Source organism: Pseudomonas sp. M20 (assembly GCF_045037865.1).
Lineage (GTDB): Bacteria > Pseudomonadota > Gammaproteobacteria > Pseudomonadales > Pseudomonadaceae > Aquipseudomonas.
In genome coordinates this window covers 1,875,560-1,897,784 of the sequence record NZ_CP173611.1, presented here as the reverse complement: position 1 = coordinate 1,897,784, position 22,225 = coordinate 1,875,560, and the positions used below count along the sequence as shown (strand labels likewise).

Annotated in this window: 14 protein-coding genes; 11 read left to right on the top strand and 3 right to left on the bottom strand. The window is 58.0% G+C overall.

From position 1 onward, the window contains the following. Window positions 1-20: 20 nt before the first annotated feature. The gene (locus ACI514_RS08610; protein ID WP_160058218.1) at window positions 21-1,100 is read right to left on the bottom strand and encodes a hypothetical protein; all 1,080 of its coding nucleotides are present in this window, start codon (window positions 1,098-1,100) and stop codon (window positions 21-23) included. A gap of 335 nt (window positions 1,101-1,435) precedes the next feature. Here ACI514_RS08610 and ACI514_RS08605 point away from each other — a divergent pair, with 335 nt between their 5' ends. The 10 genes from ACI514_RS08605 (at window position 1,436) to ACI514_RS08560 (ending at window position 14,503) form a co-directional block, all read left to right on the top strand. Further along, a complete protein-coding gene (locus tag ACI514_RS08605) occupies window positions 1,436-2,305 on the top strand; it encodes a triacylglycerol lipase (RefSeq protein WP_160060105.1) in 870 nt (289 codons plus the stop codon). A gap of 97 nt (window positions 2,306-2,402) precedes the next feature. Further along, window positions 2,403-2,684, top strand: a complete 282-nt coding sequence (locus ACI514_RS08600) for a peptidylprolyl isomerase (RefSeq protein ID WP_160058220.1) — start codon at window positions 2,403-2,405, stop codon at window positions 2,682-2,684. A 133-nt stretch (window positions 2,685-2,817) separates the two neighbouring features. Beyond that, window positions 2,818-4,686 carry an extracellular solute-binding protein gene (locus ACI514_RS08595; protein WP_160058222.1) on the top strand — a complete coding sequence of 623 codons (1,869 nt, stop codon included), beginning with the start codon at window positions 2,818-2,820 and terminating at the stop codon, window positions 4,684-4,686. Beyond that, window positions 4,686-5,747 (top strand): microcin C ABC transporter permease YejB, encoded by a 1,062-nt coding sequence (locus tag ACI514_RS08590; RefSeq protein WP_160058224.1) that lies wholly within the window; start codon window positions 4,686-4,688, stop codon window positions 5,745-5,747. The genes ACI514_RS08595 and ACI514_RS08590 overlap by 1 nt, the downstream gene beginning before the upstream one ends. Then, window positions 5,747-6,769, top strand: coding sequence for an ABC transporter permease (locus ACI514_RS08585; protein ID WP_160058226.1), 1,023 nt, complete (start codon window positions 5,747-5,749; stop codon window positions 6,767-6,769). Before ACI514_RS08590 ends, ACI514_RS08585 begins: the two co-directional genes overlap by 1 nt. A gap of 9 nt (window positions 6,770-6,778) precedes the next feature. Further along, the gene (locus ACI514_RS08580; RefSeq protein WP_160058228.1) at window positions 6,779-8,353 is read left to right on the top strand and encodes an ABC transporter ATP-binding protein; all 1,575 of its coding nucleotides are present in this window, start codon (window positions 6,779-6,781) and stop codon (window positions 8,351-8,353) included. A 166-nt stretch (window positions 8,354-8,519) separates the two neighbouring features. Then, a complete protein-coding gene (locus ACI514_RS08575; protein WP_405123544.1) occupies window positions 8,520-9,926 on the top strand; it encodes a sigma-54 interaction domain-containing protein in 1,407 nt (468 codons plus the stop codon). Between the two features lie 294 nt (window positions 9,927-10,220). Next, window positions 10,221-11,612, top strand: coding sequence for a GntP family permease (locus ACI514_RS08570; protein WP_160058230.1), 1,392 nt, complete (start codon window positions 10,221-10,223; stop codon window positions 11,610-11,612). 7 nt (window positions 11,613-11,619) lie between these two features. Continuing rightward, window positions 11,620-12,393, top strand: coding sequence for a 3-hydroxybutyrate dehydrogenase (gene hbdH / locus ACI514_RS08565; protein WP_160058232.1), 774 nt, complete (start codon window positions 11,620-11,622; stop codon window positions 12,391-12,393). Between the two features lie 157 nt (window positions 12,394-12,550). After that, window positions 12,551-14,503, top strand: a complete 1,953-nt coding sequence (locus ACI514_RS08560) for an acetoacetate--CoA ligase (protein ID WP_405123543.1) — start codon at window positions 12,551-12,553, stop codon at window positions 14,501-14,503. Between the two features lie 47 nt (window positions 14,504-14,550). On the opposite strand, the gene ACI514_RS08555 is transcribed toward ACI514_RS08560, so the two are convergent. Further along, entirely contained in the window at window positions 14,551-18,324 is a 3,774-nt protein-coding gene (locus ACI514_RS08555; protein ID WP_160058236.1) for a hypothetical protein, read from the bottom strand. A 136-nt stretch (window positions 18,325-18,460) separates the two neighbouring features. Next, a complete protein-coding gene (locus ACI514_RS08550; RefSeq protein ID WP_160058238.1) occupies window positions 18,461-19,570 on the bottom strand; it encodes a PilT/PilU family type 4a pilus ATPase in 1,110 nt (369 codons plus the stop codon). 113 nt (window positions 19,571-19,683) lie between these two features. On the opposite strand from ACI514_RS08550, the gene ACI514_RS08545 reads away from it, so the two are divergent. After that, window positions 19,684-22,221, top strand: a complete 2,538-nt coding sequence (locus ACI514_RS08545; protein ID WP_405123542.1) for a PAS domain S-box protein — start codon at window positions 19,684-19,686, stop codon at window positions 22,219-22,221. The last annotated feature ends 4 nt before the right edge of the window (window positions 22,222-22,225 follow it).

The window sequence follows — 22,225 nt, the reverse complement described above, 5'->3', positions numbered from 1 at the left end:
CGGAGGGCTGGTCGATCCCGCTACGCCTCTACTCGCACCGGTGTGGCAGCCGAGTCCTGACTGACATCGTCCAGACGCTCAACTGTGTAGGCTACCCGCACGGTCGTGCCATCGTGCTCACGCCAGAATCGGTGCGGCACGATAAAGATCAGCGGCTTTCCCGCCGTTTCCCGCGTAATTTCACGGTCATCCCGATGATTGAAAAGATCGCCGTCGCACTTGAGATAAACCAGCTCACCTTCCTGCGTCCGGGCATTACCGATCACGACGGTGACACCATCGACTGAGTCTTCTTTCAGCAACACGCCATCTTCAGCCTCCAGCACGTCGGGAGCCTCCAGCTCACCACGAAGGAACGGAGTGACGAGGATTATTGCCGACTCGGATTCTCGAACCGCGCCATCGGACTGTTCCACTCGATAGCGCACCGACACCTCACCACCGAGATGTGCAGCGATATGCGCCCCGTCAACCCAGAATGACAGCACGTCAGCGACAGCAAAGGATTCGACTTTCAGGCTGTCGCTGAACGTCGCCGGCAATGCGTCGGCGCCCCACAGCAATGTGACACGATCCCCCACCGCCATGCGGGCGTAAGGCTGGAGCACGATAAGCGTGCCTTCTGTCACCCGCTGCGGATCCAGTGTTCCCGCTATCGCCCCCTCGACAATTGGCGCAAGCAGCTGCGGCCGTGTATCTCCCACAGACAATTGCACGCGTGCAGATGACGCTGGGACTGATGAGCTTGCACTGAGCAGTTTCCAGTGAACCTCCAGCGAACCGCCATCCAGTGCGGCGATGTGCATGCCTTTGATAACGAATACGACATCCTTGCCGACCTGGGCTTCGCTGACATAGCGCACCATTTCATGCTGATAAGCGAAGCCCTCTATATCCAGACCGTCCCAACTCAACAGCAACTGATCGCCACAGGCCATGTTTGCATAAGGGGCAATACGGGCAACGACTCTGCCAAGAGAAGGGTCAAGCACCGCCCCCTCCAGACAATCGAGGATCGCTGCTGGCAGCAGTTCGCTCGCCACACAGGGACTGACGGGGTGGCGCATCCGGTAGCAAAACTCGACTTCATGCGTGTGCATTAGTGGCTCCATTCCTTGGAAAAAACGCCGTATCGGTGGACGGCGTCGACAGCCAACATTTAACGCGCGCTCTCACATTTTCGATGTCAGCCCGATCCGCCGCAGGCCCCCGGCAAAAGCCTCCAGCTGGGTAGGCAAACTGCACAGAACTGCTATCAACCAGGCGAAAGACAGCCGCAACTTCCGATTCGGATTTCATAAGTATCTGAAAATTCTTACAACCCCTAGTCCATATTCAACGGCCAATAGAAGCCTATTCTTACTTCGTCAACGGGATGAGTGTTTTAGAGTGGCCCCCGGACTCCCCGATGAACTTCTGCGAAAAAGGTAAGAACATGCAACGGAATGCTTCAACTCGTTATCCCGTCCTGTTGGTACACGGCCTGTTCGGATTTGAGCGCATCGGTCATTTCGAGCTGTTCCATGACGTAAAGAACGCGCTGAAAGCCGGCGGCAGCCGAGTGTTTGTTCCGCACCTCTCTGCCACCCATAAAAACGAAATACGAGGTGAACAACTGCTCGCACAGATTGATCGTGTCTTGCGGGGCACAGGTGCTGACAAAGTCAATCTCATTGGACACAGCCAGGGCGCATTGGCTGCTCGCTACGCTGCCGCGCTCGCACCACACGCCGTCGCCTCGGTGACCTCCGTCAGTGGCCCAAACCATGGCTCGGAGCTGGCTGACTTTCTGCGCAAGGCGCTAGTGCCTGGGCGACTGCCCGAGGCGGTCGCACAGAATGTGGCGACCCTGTTTGGCAACTTTCTTTCGTTGCTCAGCGGCAATGCGAGATTGCCGCAAAACGCACTGGCAGCACTCCATGCCCTGACGACAGAAGGAGTGGGCGATTTCAACGACAAGTTTCCTCAGGGGTTGCCCGGGAGCTGGGGCGGCCAAGGCGCGGCGCTAGTCAATGGTGTGCGTTATTACTCATGGAGCGGCGTGCTGCCGGCTCACAGTCCTTCAACACTCGATCCGACACGGAACATTTGCCATGCGCTATCGCAATACTTCATGACCGAGACGCAGCAGAATGACGGTTTCGTCGGCCGCTTCAGTTCTCATCTGGGGCAGGTTATCCGCTCCGACTATCCGCTGGACCATCTGGGCAGCCTGCGCCGCACAGACAGCACCATCACTACCCTGCCCGACCCGATTGAACTGTACGTTGAACACGCCGAACGTCTGCACGCCGCGAATCTCTGAGCAAAGCCACGGACAATCGAACGGAACTTTGCCGAGAATTCGCCCACTGAATCCGGTAGGCTCCACACTTTACTGAAATAGATTGGAGAGTTTCCCCATGGCTAAAGCCACTGCCCGCCACATCCTGGTTTCCAGCGAAGACAAGTGCAACGAACTCAAGGCCCAGATCGAAGGCGGCGCTGATTTCGCCGATGTCGCCAAAGCCAACTCCACCTGCCCGTCCAGCCGTCAGGGCGGTGATCTGGGTTCGTTCGGTCCTGGCCAGATGGTCAAGGAATTCGACACCGTGGTCTTCAGCGCGCCAATCAACGTCGTGCAAGGTCCGGTGAAAACCCAGTTCGGTTATCACCTGCTGGAAGTCACCAGCCGTCAGGACTGATCCGTCGCCTGATTGCCTACCAACGGCCCGCCTTCTGGTGGGCCGTTGTGTTTCAGTTACATATACGGCTGGCGACTGGCGCGCCTCTCGCGTACAACTTGCGCTTATCGATTTCCCGGTTCCAAGGCTGACAATGCGACTGGTTTTCCCCACATTGATGCTCACCGCCCTCGCCCTGCTGACGGGCGCCACCGGCGCGAACGCTGCACCGCAACACGCGCTGACTGTTTATGGCGAACCCGCCAAGTACCCTGCCGGCTTCAGTCACTTCGACTACACCAACCTGCAAGCGCCCAAGGGCGGAACTATGCGCCGCTCGGCCATCGAGATCGGCCACTTCGATCATGTTCTTCCTTATATAGACAAAGGCATCGGCGTCACGCAGATTGATGGTTTGCTCTATTCGCCGTTGGCTCAGCGTTCGCTGGACGAGCCTTACACGGTTTACGGACTGGTCGCGCAAAAGATGGAGCGCTCGGACGATGGTCTGTCACTGCGGTTCTTCATCAATCCCAAGGCACGTTTTGCTGATGGCAAGCCGATTACCGCCGAAGACGTACGCTACACCTACGATTTATTGATGACCCAGGGCAGCCTGCGTTATCGCACCCAGTTTGCTGACGTCAAAGGCGTCGAAGTGGAAGGCCCGTTGACCGTGCGTTTCGACTTCAAGAGCAATGAAAACCGCACCCTGCCACTGGATATCGCGACCTTGCCGGTGTTCCCCGAGCATTGGTGGAAGAGCCGCGATTTCGCCGGGGGTGGCGGCTATGAACCACCTCTGGGCAGCGGCCCCTATCGAGTCGGTAAAGTCGATTCAGGGCGCAGCATCACCTTTGAGCGCAACGCCGACTGGTGGGGCAAGGATTTGCCGGTCAGTCGTGGCCTGTACAACTTCGATCATTTCAGCATCGAGTACTTTGGTGATACCGACGTCGCCCGGCAAGTGCTGCGTGGCGGCGCCTATGACTACAACCGCGAGTTCTCGGCCACCGGCTACTCGATCGGCTACGACAGCCCCGCACTGAGTGACGGCCGCCTGCAAAAAGCGCATCTGGCCACCGAGGCGCCCCAGTCGGCCCAGGGATTTGTGTTCAATCTGCAGAAACCGATGTTCGCCGATCGCCGCGTGCGCCAGGCTCTGGCCATGCTCTGGGACTTCGAGTGGAGCAACCGGCAGATGATGCGCGGCATGTATATCCGCCAGCAGAGCTACTTCTCCAACACGCCACTGGCGGCGAGCGAGCTGCCCGATGCGCAGGAACTGAAAATCCTCGAACCGCTGCGCGGTCAGGTTCCCGACGAAGTCTTCAGCAAAGTCTTTGAAGCGCCGAAAACCGATGGCAGTGGCCTGATCCGCGACAAGCAGCTGCAAGCACTCGAATTGCTCGAACAGGCGGGCTGGAAACCGGATGGCGATCTGCTGGTGAATGCCCAGGGCGAACCGCTGAGCTTCACCTTCCTGGTCAGCCAGAACGGTATGGATCGCTTGCTGCTGCCGTACAAACGCACGCTGAAACAGATCGGCATCGACCTGAACATTCGCCGTATCGACTCCTCGCAATACGTCAATCGCCTGATGAGTCGTGACTACGACATGATCGTCACCGGCTACCCGGTCAGCACTTCGCCGGGGGGCGAGTTGCTCAATTACTTCGCCTCGGCGTCGGCCAACGACCCGGGCGCGAACAACTACATGGTGTTGAAAAACCCGGCAGTGGATACGCTCATCAACGGTCTGATACGCGCGTCCACGCAGTCCGACATGCTGCACTACGCGCATGCTCTGGACCGTGTGCTGCAATGGAATTACTACTGGATTCCCAACTACTATCCGCCGGGCACGTCGACGGTGTGGTGGAATCGTTTCGGCATACCCTCAGTACAAGCCAGCAATGACGAAGCCATCGAGAGCTGGTGGGAAATCAGCAGCACGCCACTGACCAATCAACAGATGACGGCCGAGAAAATCGCGCGTGGCAGACCCGGAGGGCCGCACTGATGTGGGGTTACATACTGCGGCGCCTGCTGCTGATCATCCCGACGCTGGTGATCATCCTGCTGGTCAATTTCGTGATCATTCAGGCCGCACCCGGCGGCCCGGTAGAGCAGGCCATCGCCCACCTGCAAGGGATCGGCGGCGCCAGTGTCGGTGGCGGCGCCAGCGAAACCATGAGTGGCACCTCCCGTGCCAGTCGCGGCCTCGATCCGCAACTGATCAAGGACATCGAAAAACAGTACGGCTTCGACAAACCGGCCCACGAACGCTTGTGGCTGATGTTGAAGAACTACGCGCAACTGGATTTCGGCAAGAGCTTCTTCCGTGGCGCGACGGTCACCGACCTGATCCTGGAAAAAATGCCGGTGACCATTTCCCTCGGGTTGTGGGCGACGCTGATCACCTATCTGGTGTCGATCCCGTTGGGGATCCGCAAGGCTGTGCACCATGGCAGTCATTTCGATATCTGGAGCAGCACGGCGATTATCATCGGTTACGCGATGCCAGCGTTTCTCTTTGCGATGTTCCTGATCGTATTGTTTGCCGGCGGCACGTCGCTGAACTGGTTTCCGGTTCGCGGCCTGGTGTCGGACAACTTCGAATCGCTGTCGAACCTCGGCAAAATCGCCGATTATTTCTGGCACTTGGTGCTGCCAGTGACGGCGCTGGTGATTGGTGGTTTCGCCACGCTGACGATCCTGACCAAAAACTCGTTTCTCAATGAAATCACTCGCCAGTACGTGGTCACCGCGCGCGCCAAAGGCCTGAGCGAGCGCCGCGTGCTCTATGGCCATGTGTTTCGCAATGCGATGTTGCTGGTGGTGTCGGGCATCCCGCAGGCATTCATCAGTGTGTTCTTCGCCGGTTCCTTGCTGATCGAAGTGATTTTCTCCCTCGACGGTCTCGGACGCATGAGCTACGAAGCCGCGGTTTCCCGGGATTACCCGGTGGTGTTTGGTTCATTGTTCATCTTTACCCTCTTCGGCCTGCTGATAAAACTGGTCGGTGACCTGTGTTACACGCTGGTCGATCCGCGTATTGACTTCGCCGCGAGGAACGCCTGATGTTCAAGCTCTCGCCTCTGGGTCGTCGGCGCTTCGAGCGCTTCAAGAAAAACCGCCGTGGCTGGTGGTCGCTGTGGCTGTTTATCGGTCTGTTTGTGGTCACACTGGGCGGTGAGTTGATCGCCAATGACAAGCCGTTGGTCGTCAGCTATCAGGACCAATGGTACTTCCCGGTATTCAAGCGCCACACCGAGCAGGAGTTCGGCGGACAACTGCCGTTTCAGGCCGATTACCGTAGCGATTATGTGCAGAACCTGATTCGCAAGGACGGTGGCTGGCTGCTGTTCCCGCCGATTCCGTTCAGTGACGATACGCCGAACTACGACCTCAACAAACCGGCTCCCAGCCCGCCGACATCGGTCAATTGGCTGGGCACGGACGATCAATCGCGAGATGTGTTGGCGCGGGTGATTTTCGGCGCGCGGGTGTCGATTCTGTTTGCCTTGATGCTGACCTTTGTCAGTGCCCTGATCGGCATCGCCGCCGGGGCATTGCAGGGTTACTACGGCGGCTGGGTCGATCTGCTCGGGCAACGTTTGCTGGAAGTCTGGTCGGGGCTGCCGGTGCTGTACCTGCTGATCATTCTCTCCGGTTTCGTCGAGCCGAATTTCTGGTGGCTGTTGGGGATCATGGCGCTGTTTTCATGGCTGGCACTGGTGGATGTCGTGCGCGCCGAGTTCCTGCGCGGACGCAATCTGGAGTACGTCAAAGCAGCCCGCGCGCTGGGCCTGAGCGATCGCAAGGTGATCTTCCGGCACATACTGCCCAATGCGATGAACGCAACACTGAGTTACTTGCCGTTCATTCTCACCGGGGCGATTTCCACCCTTACTGCGCTGGATTTTCTCGGCTTCGGCATGCCCGCCGGCAGTGCTTCGCTGGGTGAATTGATCGGTCAGGGCAAACAAAACCTGCAAGCTCCGTGGCTCGGGTTGACGGCGTTTTTCACCCTGGCGCTGATCCTTTCTCTATTGGTGTTCATCGGCGAAGCGTTGCGTGACGCGTTCGACCCTCGATCCTGAAGCGTGACCATGACTGACAACCTGATTGAAATCCGTAATCTCAACGTCGCCTTCCACGGCCAGACCGTGGTGCGCGAGCTGTGCCTGGACATTCGCCCCGGTGAGTGTCTGGCGCTGGTCGGCGAGTCGGGCTCAGGCAAATCAGTGACTGCCCATTCGATTCTGCAATTGCTGCCTGAAAGCGAAGCACAAACCACTGGCAGCATTCGCTATCGCGAGCAGGAACTGATCGGCGCCGATCCCAAGGTCTTGCGCGAGTTGCGCGGCAACCGCATCGCGATGATCTTCCAGGAGCCGATGACCTCGCTGAATCCGCTGCACACCATCGAAAAACAGATTGGCGAAACGCTGCTGCTGCACCGTGGCCTCGGCGGCAAAGCGGCGCAGGCACGGATCCTCGAACTGCTCGGTCTGGTGGGCATCCAGAAACCCAAGGAACGCCTCAAGGCCTATCCACATCAACTCTCTGGCGGACAACGGCAACGGGTGATGATCGCCATGGCGCTGGCCTGCGAACCGGAGCTGTTGATCGCCGACGAACCGACCACGGCGCTCGACGTGACGGTGCAGCGCAAGATCCTGCTGCTGCTCAAATCCCTGCAACAACGCTTGGGCATGTCGCTGCTGCTGATCAGCCACGACCTCAATCTGGTGCGCAGTATTGCCCAGCGCGTGTGCGTGATGAAAGCCGGGGAAATCGTCGAACAGGCGCCCTGCGAAACCCTGTTTACCGAACCGAAGCATCCTTACAGCTGCGTGCTGCTCAACGCCGAACCCGAAGGCGAAGCCCTGCCCCGGGATGAGCGCGAAAACGTGCTTGAGGTCGAGGATCTTAAGGTTGAGTTTGTCGTCGGTGGCGGGCTGTTCCAGCGCAAGCAATACCTGCGGGCGGTGGACGGCATCAGTCTGAGCATCCAGCGTGGCAAGACCCTCGGCATCGTCGGCGAATCCGGTTCCGGCAAGTCGACATTGGGCCAGGCGATCCTGCGTTTGCTCGACTCCGAGGGCGGTATCCGCTTTCAGGGCCAGGCGCTCGACGGCCTCAATCAGAAACAGATGCGGCCGTGGCGTCGACAGATGCAGGTGGTATTTCAGGATCCGTTCGGCAGCCTCAGCCCGCGCATGTCGGTGGCGCAAATCATCAGCGAGGGCCTCGAAGTGCACTGCGAGTCGACGGCCGATGAATGCGACGAGCAAGTCATCCGTGTGCTTAAAGAGGTCGGTCTCGATCCCGAGAGTCGCCATCGCTATCCCCACGAGTTCTCCGGTGGTCAGCGCCAGCGCATTGCCATCGCGCGGGCGCTGGTGCTGAAACCGGCGCTGATCCTGCTCGACGAGCCGACGTCGGCACTCGATCGCACGGTGCAGAAACAAGTGGTCGCCCTGCTCCGCCAGCTTCAGGAAAAACACGGCTTGACCTATCTGTTCATCAGCCACGATCTGGCGGTGGTGCGCGCCCTGGCCCACGACATGATCGTGATCAAGGACGGCAAAGTGGTCGAGCGTGGCGCCAGTCATGAGGTGTTTGATGCGCCGCAGCATCCGTATACCAAAGAGCTGTTGGCGGCGGCGCATCCGGGGTAGGCGTCATATGTGTTCGGCGTGAAACCGGGTCGAGGCTTTCGCGAGCAGGCTCGCTCCCACAAGGTTCACGCCGGACACAAAATTTGGGAAAGACCCAATCTACTGTGGGAGCGAGCCTGCTCGCGAAGGGGCCGGCACAGGCCATACACAATCAGGATCAGCCTCCATGAACACCACCGAAAGCCTCAAGGACTACCAACGGGTTCGCTCCCTGGCGATCCGCTCGCTGTTCGAGATCATTGAGCAGTCCAGCGAAGGTACGGTGATCGTCGATCGCGATGCGAATATCGTCTGGATGAACGAACGTTACGCCCGACGTTTCGGTCTCGAATCGGCTGAAGGTGCCATCGGCAAGCCTTGTGAAAGTGTGATCCCGGGCAGTCTGTTGCGCGAAGTCGTGCGCACCGGGCGCCCTATCCTTCTGGACATGCAGGACACCCCGAAAGAGCCGTTGGTGGTCATGCGCCTGCCCATCCATGACGACGTCGGCACGGTGATCGGCGCGATCGGATTTGCCCTGTTCGACGAGTTACGCACCCTGTCGCCGATGCTCAAACGGTATTTGAGCATGCAGGAAGAACTGGCTTCGACCCGCTCCCTGCTGCGCGCCCGGCAGACCAAATACAACTTCGCCCACTTTATCGGCACCAGCGCCGCCAGCCTCGAAGTCAAACGCCGTGCCCGACGCAGTGCCAGCGCCGAGTCGCCGGTGTTGCTGCTCGGCGAAACCGGCACCGGCAAAGAGCTGCTGGCCCAAGCGATTCACAGTGCCTCACCACGAGCACACAAGGCCTTTGTCAGCATCAACAGCGCGGCGATTCCCGAAGCATTGCTGGAAGCGGAGTTTTTCGGCACCGCACCCGGCGCGTTCACCGGCGCCGACCGCAAGGGCCGCACCGGCAAGTTGCAGATCGCCCAGGGCGGCACGCTGTTTCTCGATGAGATTGGTGACATGCCGCTGCCCCTGCAAAGCAAACTGCTGCGCGTGTTGCAGGAAAAGGAATTCGAACCGGTCGGTTCCAACGACGTCATTCAGAGTGACGTGCGCGTGATTGCCGCCACCTCGACCGATCTGCAAGTGGCGATCAAACGCGGTGAATTCCGCGCCGATTTGTACTATCGCCTCAATGTGCTGCCAATCCAGGTACCGCCATTACGTGAACGTCTTGATGATCTGCCTGCACTCAGCGAAGCGATCCTTGAAGAGCTGCGCAGTCAGCATGAGTTGCATCGGGATGCACTGGAACTGCTCGGGCAACATGCCTGGCCGGGGAACATTCGCGAACTGCGTAATGTGCTGGAGCGGGCAGCATTGCTCAGTGATGACTTGATGCTGAGCGAGCAGGATATTCGTGCGGCGATTGGCACACTGACGCCGGTTGAGCGTGGTTCTGGCCCACTGGCTGAGGTGGTGCCAGAGGAAACATTCGCCCAGGCACGCGAGCGGTTTGATCGGCAGTTGATTCAGTCTGCCCTCGCGCAATGCAACGGAAATGTACCGGAAGCATCTGCTCGGCTGGGGCTTGGTCGGTCGACGCTGTACAAGAAGATGGTGGCGCTGGGGATTGCTTGAGTCTCTATAAAGAGACGCGGATCTCATTAATTAGAAACTTCGTCAAGATCGAAAGATCGCAGCCTTCGGCAGCTCCTACAGGGGAATATCGGGTCCGCACTGTAGGAGCTGCCGAAGGCTGCGATCTTTTCGACTTAATCCCGTCTCTATAGTGAGACAAAAACTCTGAAGCCTGCCCTACCCGCACGACAATATCTTTATATTTCAACGTGTTAGATAACTGGCACAGATCTCGCTAAAGCCTCTCCCACACCCGTTCCACCCACAAAAATAACAATTCTGGAGAGACACACCATGAGTGTGATCATTGCCTTGGCAGCCCTTACGCTGCTGATGCTGGCTGCCTACCGTGGCTACAGCGTTATCCTCTTCGCCCCGATTGCCGCCCTCGGCGCTGTCCTGCTCACCGATCCGTCTGCCGTTGCCCCTGCGTTCACCGGGGTGTTTATGGAGAAAATGGTCGGTTTCATCAAACTGTATTTCCCTGTGTTCCTGCTCGGTGCGGTGTTCGGCAAGTTGATCGAACTGTCGGGGTTCTCCCGCTCGATCGTTGCTGCCGCCATTCGCTTGCTCGGCACCAAACAGGCGATGCTGGTAATCGTTCTGGTCTGCGCCCTGCTCACTTACGGTGGCGTGTCGTTGTTCGTCGTGGTGTTTGCGGTGTATCCGTTTGCCGCCGAGATGTTTCGCCAGAGCAATATTCCCAAACGGCTGATCCCGGCGACCATCGCCCTCGGCGCGTTTTCGTTCACCATGGACGCCCTGCCCGGCACGCCGCAGATCCAGAACATCATCCCCAGCACGTTCTTCAATACCACCGCGTGGGCGGCGCCGTGGCTGGGCGTGATCGGCACGATTTTCGTGTTCTGCGCCGGCATGCTGTTTCTCCAGCGTCAACGCAACAAGGCGCAGCGCGCCGGTGAAGGCTACGGCACTGAACTGCGCAACGAGCCGGAAACCGCTGAAGACCTGAAACTGCCAAACCCATGGATTGCGCTGTCGCCGCTGCTGGCAGTGGGCATCATGAACCTGCTGTTCACCCAATGGATTCCGCAGTGGTACGGCAAGACCCACAGCCTCGCACTGCCGGGCATGGCCACGCCAGTCACCACCGAGATCGCCAAACTGACGGCAATCTGGGCGGTGCAGGCGGCGTTGCTGGTCGGCATTGTGATGGTGCTCGCGTTCGGCTTTCAGGCCATTCGCAGCAAGCTCGCCGAAGGCAGCAAAAGCGCGGTCAGCGGTGCCTTGCTGGCAGCGATGAACACCGCTTCCGAGTACGGTTTCGGCGCGGTGATCGCGTCGCTGCCGGGCTTCCTGGTATTGGCGGACTGGCTCAAGCAGATTCCCAATCCGCTGGTCAACGAAGCTATCACCGTGACGCTGCTGGCCGGCATCACCGGCTCCGCATCGGGTGGCATGAGCATTGCGTTGGCGGCGATGTCCGAGCAGTTCATCAGCGCTGCCCACGCCGCAAACATTCCGCTGGAAGTGCTGCACCGCGTCGCCGCGATGGCCAGCGGCGGCATGGACACACTGCCGCACAACGGCGCGGTCATCACCCTGTTGGCCGTCACTGGCCTGACCCACCGCGAAGCCTATAAAGACATTTTCTGTATTACGCTGATCAAGACCCTGGCGGTTTTCGTAGTGATCGGCACTTTCTACGCCACTGGCATTGTGTGAGGTATTCATGACCACTCTTTCCGGCAAGACTGCACTGGTAACCGGTTCCACCAGCGGCATCGGCCTGGGTATCGCGCTGAGCCTGGCCAAGGCTGGGGCGAATCTGATTCTCAACGGTTTTGGTGATGCATCGACAGTCATCGCCGAGGTCGCCCGGTTTGGCGGCAAGGTCGGTCATCATCCGGCCGATGTCAGTGACCCGGCGCAAATTGCCGACATGATTGCGTATGCCGAGCGTGAGTTCGGCGGTGTCGATATTCTGGTCAACAACGCGGGCATCCAGCATGTGGCGGCAGTGGAAGAATTCCCCGTCGAGCGCTGGGATTCGATCATCGCGATCAACCTGTCTTCGGTGTTTCACAGCACACGTTTGAGCCTGCCGGGGATGCGCGCCAAAGGTTGGGGGCGGATCATCAATATCGCCTCGGTGCATGGCCAGGTCGGTTCGACCGGCAAAGCGGCCTACGTAGCCGCCAAGCATGGTGTGATCGGTTTGACCAAAGTGGTCGGCCTGGAAACCGCCACCAGCAACGTCACTTGCAACGCGATCTGCCCGGGTTGGGTGCTGACGCCGCTGGTGCAGAAGCAGATCGATGACCGAGCGGCCAAGGGTGTCGATCCGCAGCAGGCGCAGCATGATCTGCTCGCCGAGAAACAGCCGTCGCTGGAGTTCGTCACACCGCAGCATCTGGGCGAACTTGTGCTGTTCCTGTGCAGCGAGGCTGGCAGCCAAGTGCGCGGGGCGGCGTGGAATATTGATGGTGGCTGGCTGGCCCAATAGCACGGCCATCCCCCTCTGTGGGAGCGAGCCTGCTCGCGAAAGCGCTGGGTCAGCCAAAGAAGTCGTTGAGTGCACGGACGTCTTCGCGAGCAGGCTCGCTCCCACAGGTGTCATGTGTGCGCTCGACCTTGTGCATGAATAAAACAAGAGGCAAACAATGTCCGACATCCTCTGGCAACCCGACGCCAACCGTATCGCCCAATCGCGCATGGACACCTTCCGCCGCGCGGTCAATCAACGTCATCATCTGAAACTCGACGACTACCCTGCCCTGCACCAATGGAGCGTCGATCAGCGCGCGGAGTTCTGGCAGGCAATCGTCGATGCCTTCGATATCCGCTTTCACACCCAGCCCGACGCCGTACTGCGCGAAGGCGCACAAATGCCCGACGCCGAGTGGTTTCCCGGCGCCACGCTGAACTTCGCTGAACACCTGCTGCGTCGTCGCGACGATGCTGTGGCGGTGATAAGCGTGGCGGAGAATGGCCAGCGCGAGCAGTTGACCTGGGCCGAACTTGCCGAACACGTCGCCGGGTTTCAAGCCAGCCTGCAAGCCGCCGGCGTTGGCCTCGGCGATCGCGTCGCGGCGTGCATGCCGAATACCTGGCAGACACTGGTGGCGATGCTCGCTACCACCAGCCTCGGTGCAATCTGGTCATGCTCCTCGCCGGACTTTGGCACCCACGGCGTAATCGACCGCTTCGGTCAGATCGAGCCGAAGGTGTTGATCACCTGCGCCGCTTATCGCTATGCCGGCAAGACCATCGACCAGACCGACAAGATCAACGGAATACTCAAACAACTGCCAACGTTAAGGCAGTTGATCATCGTGCCTTATGCCCACCACGCCCATGTCGAGGCTTACAAGACTCACGCCGAAGTGACTTTGTGGGATGACTTTTATCAAATCGGCGGCGAACCGGACTTTGTCGCGGTACCCTTCAACCATCCGCTGTACGTGCTGTATTCCAGCGGCACCACTGGCGTGCCGAAATGCATCATTCACAGCACCGGCGGCGTACTGCTGCAACACGTCAAGGAACACGGCCTGCATTGCGATCTTGGTCCTGGTGATCGACTGTTTTACTACACGACGTGCGGCTGGATGATGTGGAACTGGCTGGTCTCGGCGCTCGCGGTTGGCAGTGCCGTGGTGCTGTACGACGGCTCACCGTTCCACCCGGACAATCAGCGCTTGCTCGACTTGATCGACGATGAACGTATCAGCGTGTTCGGCACCAGCCCCAAGTTCCTCGCGACCCTGGAGAGCAGCGGTGCCAAACCCCGCGAAAGTCATGATCTGGGCACCCTGAAGACGCTGCTGTGCACCGGTTCGGCGCTGTCGCCGCAGAGCTACGATTTCGTCTATCGTGACGTCAAACCGGATGTGTGCCTGGCGTCGATGTCTGGCGGCACCGATATCGTCTCGTGTTTCGTCAATGGCAACCCGATGAACGCCGTGCGACGCGGTGAGAACATGGGCAAGAGTCTGGGCATGGCGGTTGAAGTCTGGAACGACGCCGGTCAGCCGGTGGTTGGCGGAAAAGGCGAACTGGTCTGCACCCGGCATTTTCCGGCGATGCCGATCGGTCTGTGGAATGATCCGGACGGAACAAAACTGCGGCAGTCGTATTTCAGTCTGTTTCCCGGTGTCTGGGCACAGGGTGATTACGCCGAACAACGGCCGCATGGGGGGATGCTGATACACGGGCGTTCGGACGCCGTGCTCAATCCCGGCGGCGTGCGCATTGGCACGGCAGAAATATATCGTCAGGTCGAGAAAGTCGCTGAAGTGCTGGACAGCGTCGCTATCGGCCAGCAGTGGCAGGACGATGTGCGGGTTGTGCTGTTTGTCAGATTGCGTGAAGGATTGGTGCTGGATGACCCGCTCGAGCAGCGTATCCGACAAGTGATCCGCGCCAATACCACCCCAAGGCATGTACCGGCGAGGATCGTGGCGGTGACGGACATTCCACGCACCATCAGCGGCAAGGTGGTGGAACTGGCCGTGCGCGATGTCGTGCACGGCCGGCCGGTGAAAAACACCGATGCGCTGGCCAATCCCGAAGCGTTGGAGCAGTTCCGGGATCGGCTGGAGCTGAGCATTTGAGCCCGACGCTGACGCTCTGATAACAAACGCAGGCGGCAGCGCCTGCGTTAGCGGGGCTTGTTTAGCGTAATGACGACCGGCTGAACAATCGCTTTACCGCCACTGGCGTCGAGTGCGCTGCGAATGATCGTCATGTTGCGATCGAAGGTGTCTTTGTCCGTCGCCCTCTGGCTCAGTAACGAGGTCGCCAGTGCAAGCGTGTCGGCATTCTCAAAGGCTTCGGATACCTCATGAAAACTGTAGCTTGAGACAGCGCCCGCCAAAGCCAGGGAACCAGATGCAAGATTCAACAACGGCGCCACATCCAGTCGCTGTCCAGTGGTGCTGGTGTACTCCGTATCGGTGGCGTAGCCGACATCCACGGTCTGCGCACTGCCGTGGAACAGTTCATGGATCAGGTCATCTGCCACCACATCATGGTTGAACCCCAGATTGACGAAATGCTTGTTCAGGTTTCGAGTATGGATTTCAACGAACGCAATATCTTTTGCGTCGCTGGAACTCGCGTTCTTCCAACGCTTGTAGCTGTTCACATCGAACGAGGCGATGGATTCATTATTTTTAAAAGCATCAAGAATGGTATTGCTCATCGAGAAGCCAGCGAAATCAAAGCGAATCAACCGTAGATAATTCACCAGTCGATCAGTAGCCACTTGGGAGGTGTTACCAAACAAGGCTTTCATCAGCAGATCGCCATCTCGCTTGAACTCATGGCGACTGATCACATCGATGGCGTTGTCGATCTTTTCCCGAGCGCGGGGCAGACTTTTCTCGATGAAATTGCGTGTGTAACTCACTGGTAGGGTCTTGGGTGAGTACGGTAACTGTAGGGGGGCTTGATACGTGAAGCCTTTCAACGGGTTGCCCCACAAATTGCCGCGGCGATTCAAGGCATACCATTTGTTGCCACTGCGTGCTGCCAGAACAGCAACGACGTTGCCAGTGGTGCCATGTGGCTTCCAGTTACCCAACCCCAAATGCACATTATCGGATGCACTGATCAGATCATAGGATTGACGGCGACCACTGAGTCTGTGCAACTGGCTGTTGGCCTTGGCAACGAGTTCATGGCTGTTTTTGTTAAAACGCAACAAGCCCTTATGCACCAGTTTGCCGCCTGCCTGTATCCCGGAAGGCACTCCGTCAAGCGGATTGAAAAGTGAAACGGCCGAGGTAAATGCCAACTTGGTAAAACGCGCAGCCTTGGATGTCGTTGAGATAGCCTTGGCAGAAATGCTCAGCACTTTTGAGCTGGCGCCCGCCACCGTTCCCACTAGACCGATACCATCCATCAAACACCCGTAAAACCCATCAACCATCTTGTCGTGCTCACCCGAGGCGATGTCCTCGATGCATTTTTTGAAAGGCACCAACAAGTCGATGAAATAAGTCAGCAATCGCTCGCCCTCCTCCTTGGAGAGCTCGAGTGGGGTGGGTAGACGAACTATTTCCCTCAATTCCCTTTTGTTCAGATAGGGCCGGTTTTCTACCAGAAACTCGGCAATACGTGCGATATCCGGATCGTTGAATTTTTGATAGAACCCTTGCTTTGGCGTCGAAGTGGTTTCTGGCTCTTTCAGCCTGCCAAAGTAATCGAGGATGGCCATACTGCTGGTAATCGAAGAATCTTCAGCAGACGCATGGGTATAGCGTTTTACATCGAGCGGAAGGCTTTGCGTCGCGGTGATGCTCAGTGGGAACGTTGCATCCCCGCTGGCACTCATTCTCGAACGTTGTTGCAGTTTTCGCTCGCGCTTGATGAAAGCGGCCAAGGCGTCATTTTTTCGAGACTCTGCGCGCGATGTGAACAGCTCGTAGCAGGTGACAGCATTCTCGTAAGTTGCATACATCACAATGCCAAAACGTCCCGTCGCCGCGTCTCTGCTTTGTCGTGTTTCTTGATCGAGATCGATTTTCAAGGGGCCACTCAGCCGACGCGACTTAGAATAGACTGCGGACTCGCGTACCGTGAAAAAATGGATATCGGCATTCATGAATACTTGCAGATCCGCCTCCGGCATCTGCGCCAGAGCCAGCTTCACGGTGGACAACATGGCACTCTTCAGTTCATTGAAATGCACAGCCAGTTGACGATCCATCTCCACGTCACAGGAGCCCAGTTTCAACAAGTTCGGATAGCGCGTGTATAGGCTGACACCGGACGGATTGTAGTTGATGGCCGGCTTGGGCACCCCGTTAGTCACCAGGCGCACTGTACGCCTATCCCATTGGCCGGTGACCAGATCACCCGACTGATGCAGGTCGACCATGGACATGACCTGCTGCCCACCTTTCTCGGAAAGTGCTTTTTCGTCCAAAGTGTCACAACCCGGTGCGGCGATTTTCAACGCCGCACGGGCAATCTCTGCTCTGTCAGGTAACGGTGTCGAAAATGCCTTGGCGATTTGCGCGAATTGTTCCGAGTGCTGGTCAAATGCATCAATCGCACGTCGAGTGCAGGCTTCCTCCGTCTGTTCGAGCTCAGCGATCGTCACAATCTGATTGATCAGCGCCCAGTCGACAATCGGGTCGATCAAGGCTAGATCACGTTTATGCTTCTGCTCGTCACTGACCGGTTCAAGTTCGCCGTAAGCCATGATCTGCGCATAGGACATGACGCGCGTCGCGCCGTTTTTTACAGTCTCGATCAGCATCACGGCACGACACAAATTGATCCAGCCAATCGAGCCCAGGGTAATCGACGATGGAATCTCCCGGACCAGAAACTCGGGTGCATTACGTGCCAATAGCAGGTGAGCCGCCAACGGCTCCAAGCCAACGTCAACCCATTTTCTGGTTCGCAGAGAAGCCGTGACCTCCTCAAGCATCTGCGAGGGATGACGATCAACATTTTTTGGCGCATACAGATCAATCCCGGCGACGCAATTGCGCCGCACGCCATGACCTATGGACGGATCCAGATCAAGCAATATTGCCGTCATCAGCAATTGCCGGAGGATGTCATCGGAGACCTTCTGCCCTGTGTTCACACCGAACCAGCCGAGTTCCTTCAGATAGTCGCCTGCAAGAATCAGCGCAACCGGATAATTGACAAATTCGCTGATTCGTTGGGCCGCGCTTTCATGCGTGACAGCCGCACGACCGGTCACATTGTGTAGAGCCGTCAGGAGTTTTTTCCTTGGCATCAACTTGGCAGTGGCATTGCGGATGGCCGAAAACTGTTCCTCGGATAACGCTATTAATTCTTTATTATCGGTTTCAAAGTGTTCCCAGTAGCTGCCAGGCTCATAGGCTTGAGGATCAAACTTGAACAAGGCGATAAGTTCCCTGACCTTTAACGTGTTCTCGGGCAGGCTAATATCATGAAATCGAAACCATTGATCGAGTGTTATATCGTTATCAGGCCATATGTAACCACCGGCCACGCCTGCTATATCCGCAATCAACTTCAATGCTGACCGAGTGGGAACGCTGTGTTCAAAATGCCGCGCCGCCACTAGATCCACCCAGCCTCTGACGGCACGGACTTCCATCTTGCCTTCAGAGGTAACGCGTAACAGCCCATCATGTTCGCGCGCTTCTTCCCGGGCAAGCGCCCCCCTCACCGGGCCGGTATTCAGCAACTCATCGAGCAGAAGCCGGCCAGGGTTATATATCTCGTACAACGACGATCCCGCCTGCAACTCCAGCTCATGCGCATACCAATTGATCTTTTGATTCTCTGTGTATTTGATCAACGCATTCTCAAGATGGGCTAGAACCAATTCACGCTCGATGCCATCGGCTTCAGCCTTGTGTTTCCATTCAGAAAGAGCAACAGCCGAAGACCAGAATATTTTATTTTTAACTTTCCCACTCACAACCAGAACCTCATCAAATAAACCAACTGAAATTTTCAGCCCGATGACGTTCTACTTTCTTTGATACAGCCAAGCCACCTTAAAAACATTAGCCACTGTTTCCAACAATACAACGACATCCTTGATTAACCATCAATCAGTCCATTAATCCCCAGCCTTCTGGCGTTGAACCACGGCTACTACTTTCCTCTCCGGACAGTTTCATCCGCAACTTCAAGTTATTAACCGAATCTGCATTCTTCAAAGCTTCCTGCGCACTGATTACACCTTCAGCGACCAATGCGAACAGGGCTCCGTCAAACGTCTGCATACCCAGACCGGTGGATTTTTCCATTATTGGTTTCAGTTCCTCGAACTGACCGCGCCGAACCAGATCGGCGATGGTTGGCGTACCCAACAGCACCTCCACTGCGGCCCTTCGTTGCCCATCGACAGTGCGCACCAAGCGCTGCGAAATAAAGGCTCTCAGATTATTGCCCAGCACCTGCAACAACTGCGGCCGCCGCTCTTCCGCAAACATATTGATAATCCGCTCCAACGCCTTGTTGGCATTCGTGGCATGCAACGTCGACAACACAAGATGCCCGGTATCGGCAAACGCCAAAGCATGTTCCATGGTTTCGCGATCACGGATTTCACCGATCAGCACCACATCCGGCGCCTGGCGCAAAGTGTTCTTCAACGCCGCATGAAAGCTGCGCGTATCGACCCCGACTTCACGTTGATTGATGATCGAACGCTGGTGCCGATGGATGTACTCGATCGGATCCTCGATGGTGATGATGTGCCCGCTGCTGTGGCGGTTGCGGTGATCGATCAGCGCGGCGAGCGAGGTTGATTTCCCCGAGTCGGTGGCGCCAACAAACAGAATCAACCCTTGCTTGAGCATGACAGTGTCGAGCAGTACCGCTGGCAGCTTCAGATCGGCGAAACGCGGGATGTCGAGTTTGACGTTACGAATGACGATCGATATATCGTTGCGCTGCTTGAAGATGTTTACGCGAAAGCGACCAATGCCCGCTCGCGAAATCGCCAGGTTCATTTCCAGATCCCGGTCGAACTCCCGCCGCTGCTCGGCGTCCATCAGGGAGGCGGCGATGGCGGCGGTCTCACCGTTCTTGAAAGGACGCTCGCTCAGCGCCGTGAGCACGCCGTCGAAACGCGCACTGGGCGGAGCACCCGTGGAAAGGAACAAGTCCGAACCATTTTTATTGGACAAAATTGACAACAGTGCATCGATTTCCATGGCAAAAAGCACCCGCGAAGCATTCAATGAACAGAAAATGGCCTGCGCCTGGCGCAGATCAACTGCAACAATGATAGACGTCGCCTCACCGAACCACGCTCAGGACTGATGTAATGAATGCTGTACCGAACACCGACGACGCTCAGGCACTGATCGCCCGCACCGACTGGAGTCGCGGACCGCTGGGTGCTGCCGGCAACTGGCCGCAGAGTCTGCGTACCGCGGTGGACATCGTGATTCACTCGCCCATGCCGATGCTGTTGCTGTGGGGGCCACAGCTCACGCAGATCTACAACAACGGTTTCGCTCTGCTCGCCGGCCACAAGCATCCGCACGCTTTCGGACAGCCTGCACACCAGATCTGGCCGGAGCTGCGCGACTTTACCGACCCGATTTACAGCGCCGTCCTACAAGGCCAGGTACGTACCTACAGCGAAAGACGTTTCACCCTGCAACGGGACGGCAAAGAGTCCGACTTCTGGCTGGATCTGACCTACAGCCCGATCCGTGATGAAACTGCGCAAGTCGCCGGCATCCTCGTCACCGCCATCGAAACCAACGAACGCCGGCGCATCGCCCTGGAGCTGCAACGACGCTCCGAAGAAAGCCTCAAGGCGCAACGCGAAACCGAGGAACGTCTGCAACTGGCCCTGGCCGCGACCGATGCCGTCGGCACCTGGGATTGGGACATCGGCGAAGATCGCTTTATCGCCGACGCGCATTTCGCCCAACTGCATGGCGTTGATCCCGGCCTGTCCGGCCGATTGCCGATCAGTGATTACCTGCAAGGCGTGCACCCTGAAGACCGCGCAATGGTCGCGCGCAGCATCAAACACTGCATCACCTACGGCACCGAATACGCTGAGGAATATCGCTTGCTGCAAGCCGATGGCGAGGTGCGCTGGGTGTTCGCTCGCGGACGCTGCTACAAGGATCACCATGGCCGGCCCATGCGATTCCTCGGGGCGGCGCTGGATCTGACCGAGCGCAAACACACCGAACAGGCGTTGCGCCAGAGCCAGACCGAACTGCAGTTGATCATCAACGCCATGCCGATCCTGATCAGTTATGTCGACCGCGAAGAATGCTTCCGTCTGAACAACGCGGCTTATCTCGACTGGTATGGCCTCACGCCACAGGAACTCTACGGACGCACGATTCGCGACGTCATTGGCGAAGAAGCCTATTTCCTCCGTCTGCCTTACATTGCCGAGGCGCTGGCCGGCAGGCCGTGTTCGTTCAGCCTGTATACCCCGCATCGCGATGGCAGCAGTCGTCACGCGCTGATGAATTACCTGCCACGCTACGGGGCGGACGGCGCCGTCAACGGCTTCTATATCTTTGTGATCGACGAGACCGAGCGCAAGAAAACCGAAGAGGCCTTGCGCAATCTCAACGAAACCCTCGAAGAACGGGTCAGCGCCCGCACCGAACAATTGGCCCAGGCCAACCAGCGTTTGCAGAACGAGATGTTCGAACGCGAGCGCGCCGAAGATGCCTTGCGCCACGCGCAAAAAATGGAAGCTGTCGGTCAGCTCACCGGTGGTATCGCCCATGACTTCAACAACATGCTCACCGGGATCATCGGCAGCCTCGATTTGATGCAGCGCTACATTGCCAATGGCCGGGCGGACGAGATCGGTCGTTTTACCGAAGCAGCGGTGTCATCGGCCAACCGTGCGGCAGCGTTGACCCATCGTCTGCTGGCGTTTTCGCGGCGACAGTCGCTGGATCGCAAAACCCTGAACGTCAATGAACTGGTGCATTCGCTGGAGGACCTGATCCGTCGGACCAAAGGCGATCCGATCGAACTCACTCTGCGCCTGGCCGAGCATGTATGGCCGGTCAGCACCGACGTCAGCCAACTGGAAAACGCCCTGCTTAATCTGGTCATCAATGCCCGCGATGCCATGCCCGATGGCGGTGAATTGTTGATCGAGACGGCCAACGTCTATCTCGACGGCAGCGATATCACCACGCTCGAACCGGTCAAGGCCGGCGATTACCTGATGCTGGCGGTCAGCGACAACGGCACCGGCATGACGCCGTCCGTGCGTTCCAAGGCCTTCGATCCGTTCTTCACCACCAAGCCGATTGGCCAGGGCACCGGGTTGGGGCTGTCGATGATTTATGGTTTTGCCCAGCAGTCAGGTGGCCACGTCAGCCTCGACAGCCTGCCGGGCCAAGGCACTTGCGTGCGGTTGTACTTGCCGCGCTTGTACGGCGTCGAGGCGGAACGGCCGGCGATCGCGCCCATTGAACAAGCGCCGGCGACGGCGACTGGCGAAACCGTGATGGTCGTTGAAGATGATCCGGCGGTGCGCATGCTGGTACTCGATCTGCTCCGGGAGTTGGGTTACCAAGCCTACGAAGCCGAAGATGCCAAGACCGCCCTGCCGCTGCTGGAGTCCGATCTGCGGGTGGATCTGCTGGTCACCGACGTCGGGCTGCCCGGCATGAACGGCCGGCAACTGGCGGAAATCGCCCGTCAGCATCGGCCGGGTCTCAAGGTGCTGTTCATGACCGGTTATGCGCAGAAAGCCGCCGAGCGTCAGGGGTTTCTCGAGGATGGCATGGACATGGTCGCCAAACCGTTTGCCATTGAGCTGCTGGCCAGCAAGATCCGCACGATGATCAGCCAAACTCCGTGACTTG

Bases quoted from the DNA above. Each gene is read 5' to 3' on its own strand.
- ACI514_RS08610 (WP_160058218.1), bottom strand. From the start codon at position 1,100: ATGCACACGCATGAAGTCGAGTTTTGCTACCGGATGCGCCACCCCGTC.
- ACI514_RS08605 (WP_160060105.1), top strand. From the start codon at position 1,436: ATGCAACGGAATGCTTCAACTCGTTATCCCGTCCTGTTGGTACACGGC.
- ACI514_RS08600 (WP_160058220.1), top strand. From the start codon at position 2,403: ATGGCTAAAGCCACTGCCCGCCACATCCTGGTTTCCAGCGAAGACAAG.
- ACI514_RS08595 (WP_160058222.1), top strand. From the start codon at position 2,818: ATGCGACTGGTTTTCCCCACATTGATGCTCACCGCCCTCGCCCTGCTG.
- ACI514_RS08590 (WP_160058224.1), top strand. From the start codon at position 4,686: ATGTGGGGTTACATACTGCGGCGCCTGCTGCTGATCATCCCGACGCTG.
- ACI514_RS08585 (WP_160058226.1), top strand. From the start codon at position 5,747: ATGTTCAAGCTCTCGCCTCTGGGTCGTCGGCGCTTCGAGCGCTTCAAG.
- ACI514_RS08580 (WP_160058228.1), top strand. From the start codon at position 6,779: ATGACTGACAACCTGATTGAAATCCGTAATCTCAACGTCGCCTTCCAC.
- ACI514_RS08575 (WP_405123544.1), top strand. From the start codon at position 8,520: ATGAACACCACCGAAAGCCTCAAGGACTACCAACGGGTTCGCTCCCTG.
- ACI514_RS08570 (WP_160058230.1), top strand. From the start codon at position 10,221: ATGAGTGTGATCATTGCCTTGGCAGCCCTTACGCTGCTGATGCTGGCT.
- hbdH (WP_160058232.1), top strand. From the start codon at position 11,620: ATGACCACTCTTTCCGGCAAGACTGCACTGGTAACCGGTTCCACCAGC.
- ACI514_RS08560 (WP_405123543.1), top strand. From the start codon at position 12,551: ATGTCCGACATCCTCTGGCAACCCGACGCCAACCGTATCGCCCAATCG.
- ACI514_RS08550 (WP_160058238.1), bottom strand. From the start codon at position 19,570: ATGGAAATCGATGCACTGTTGTCAATTTTGTCCAATAAAAATGGTTCG.
- ACI514_RS08545 (WP_405123542.1), top strand. From the start codon at position 19,684: ATGAATGCTGTACCGAACACCGACGACGCTCAGGCACTGATCGCCCGC.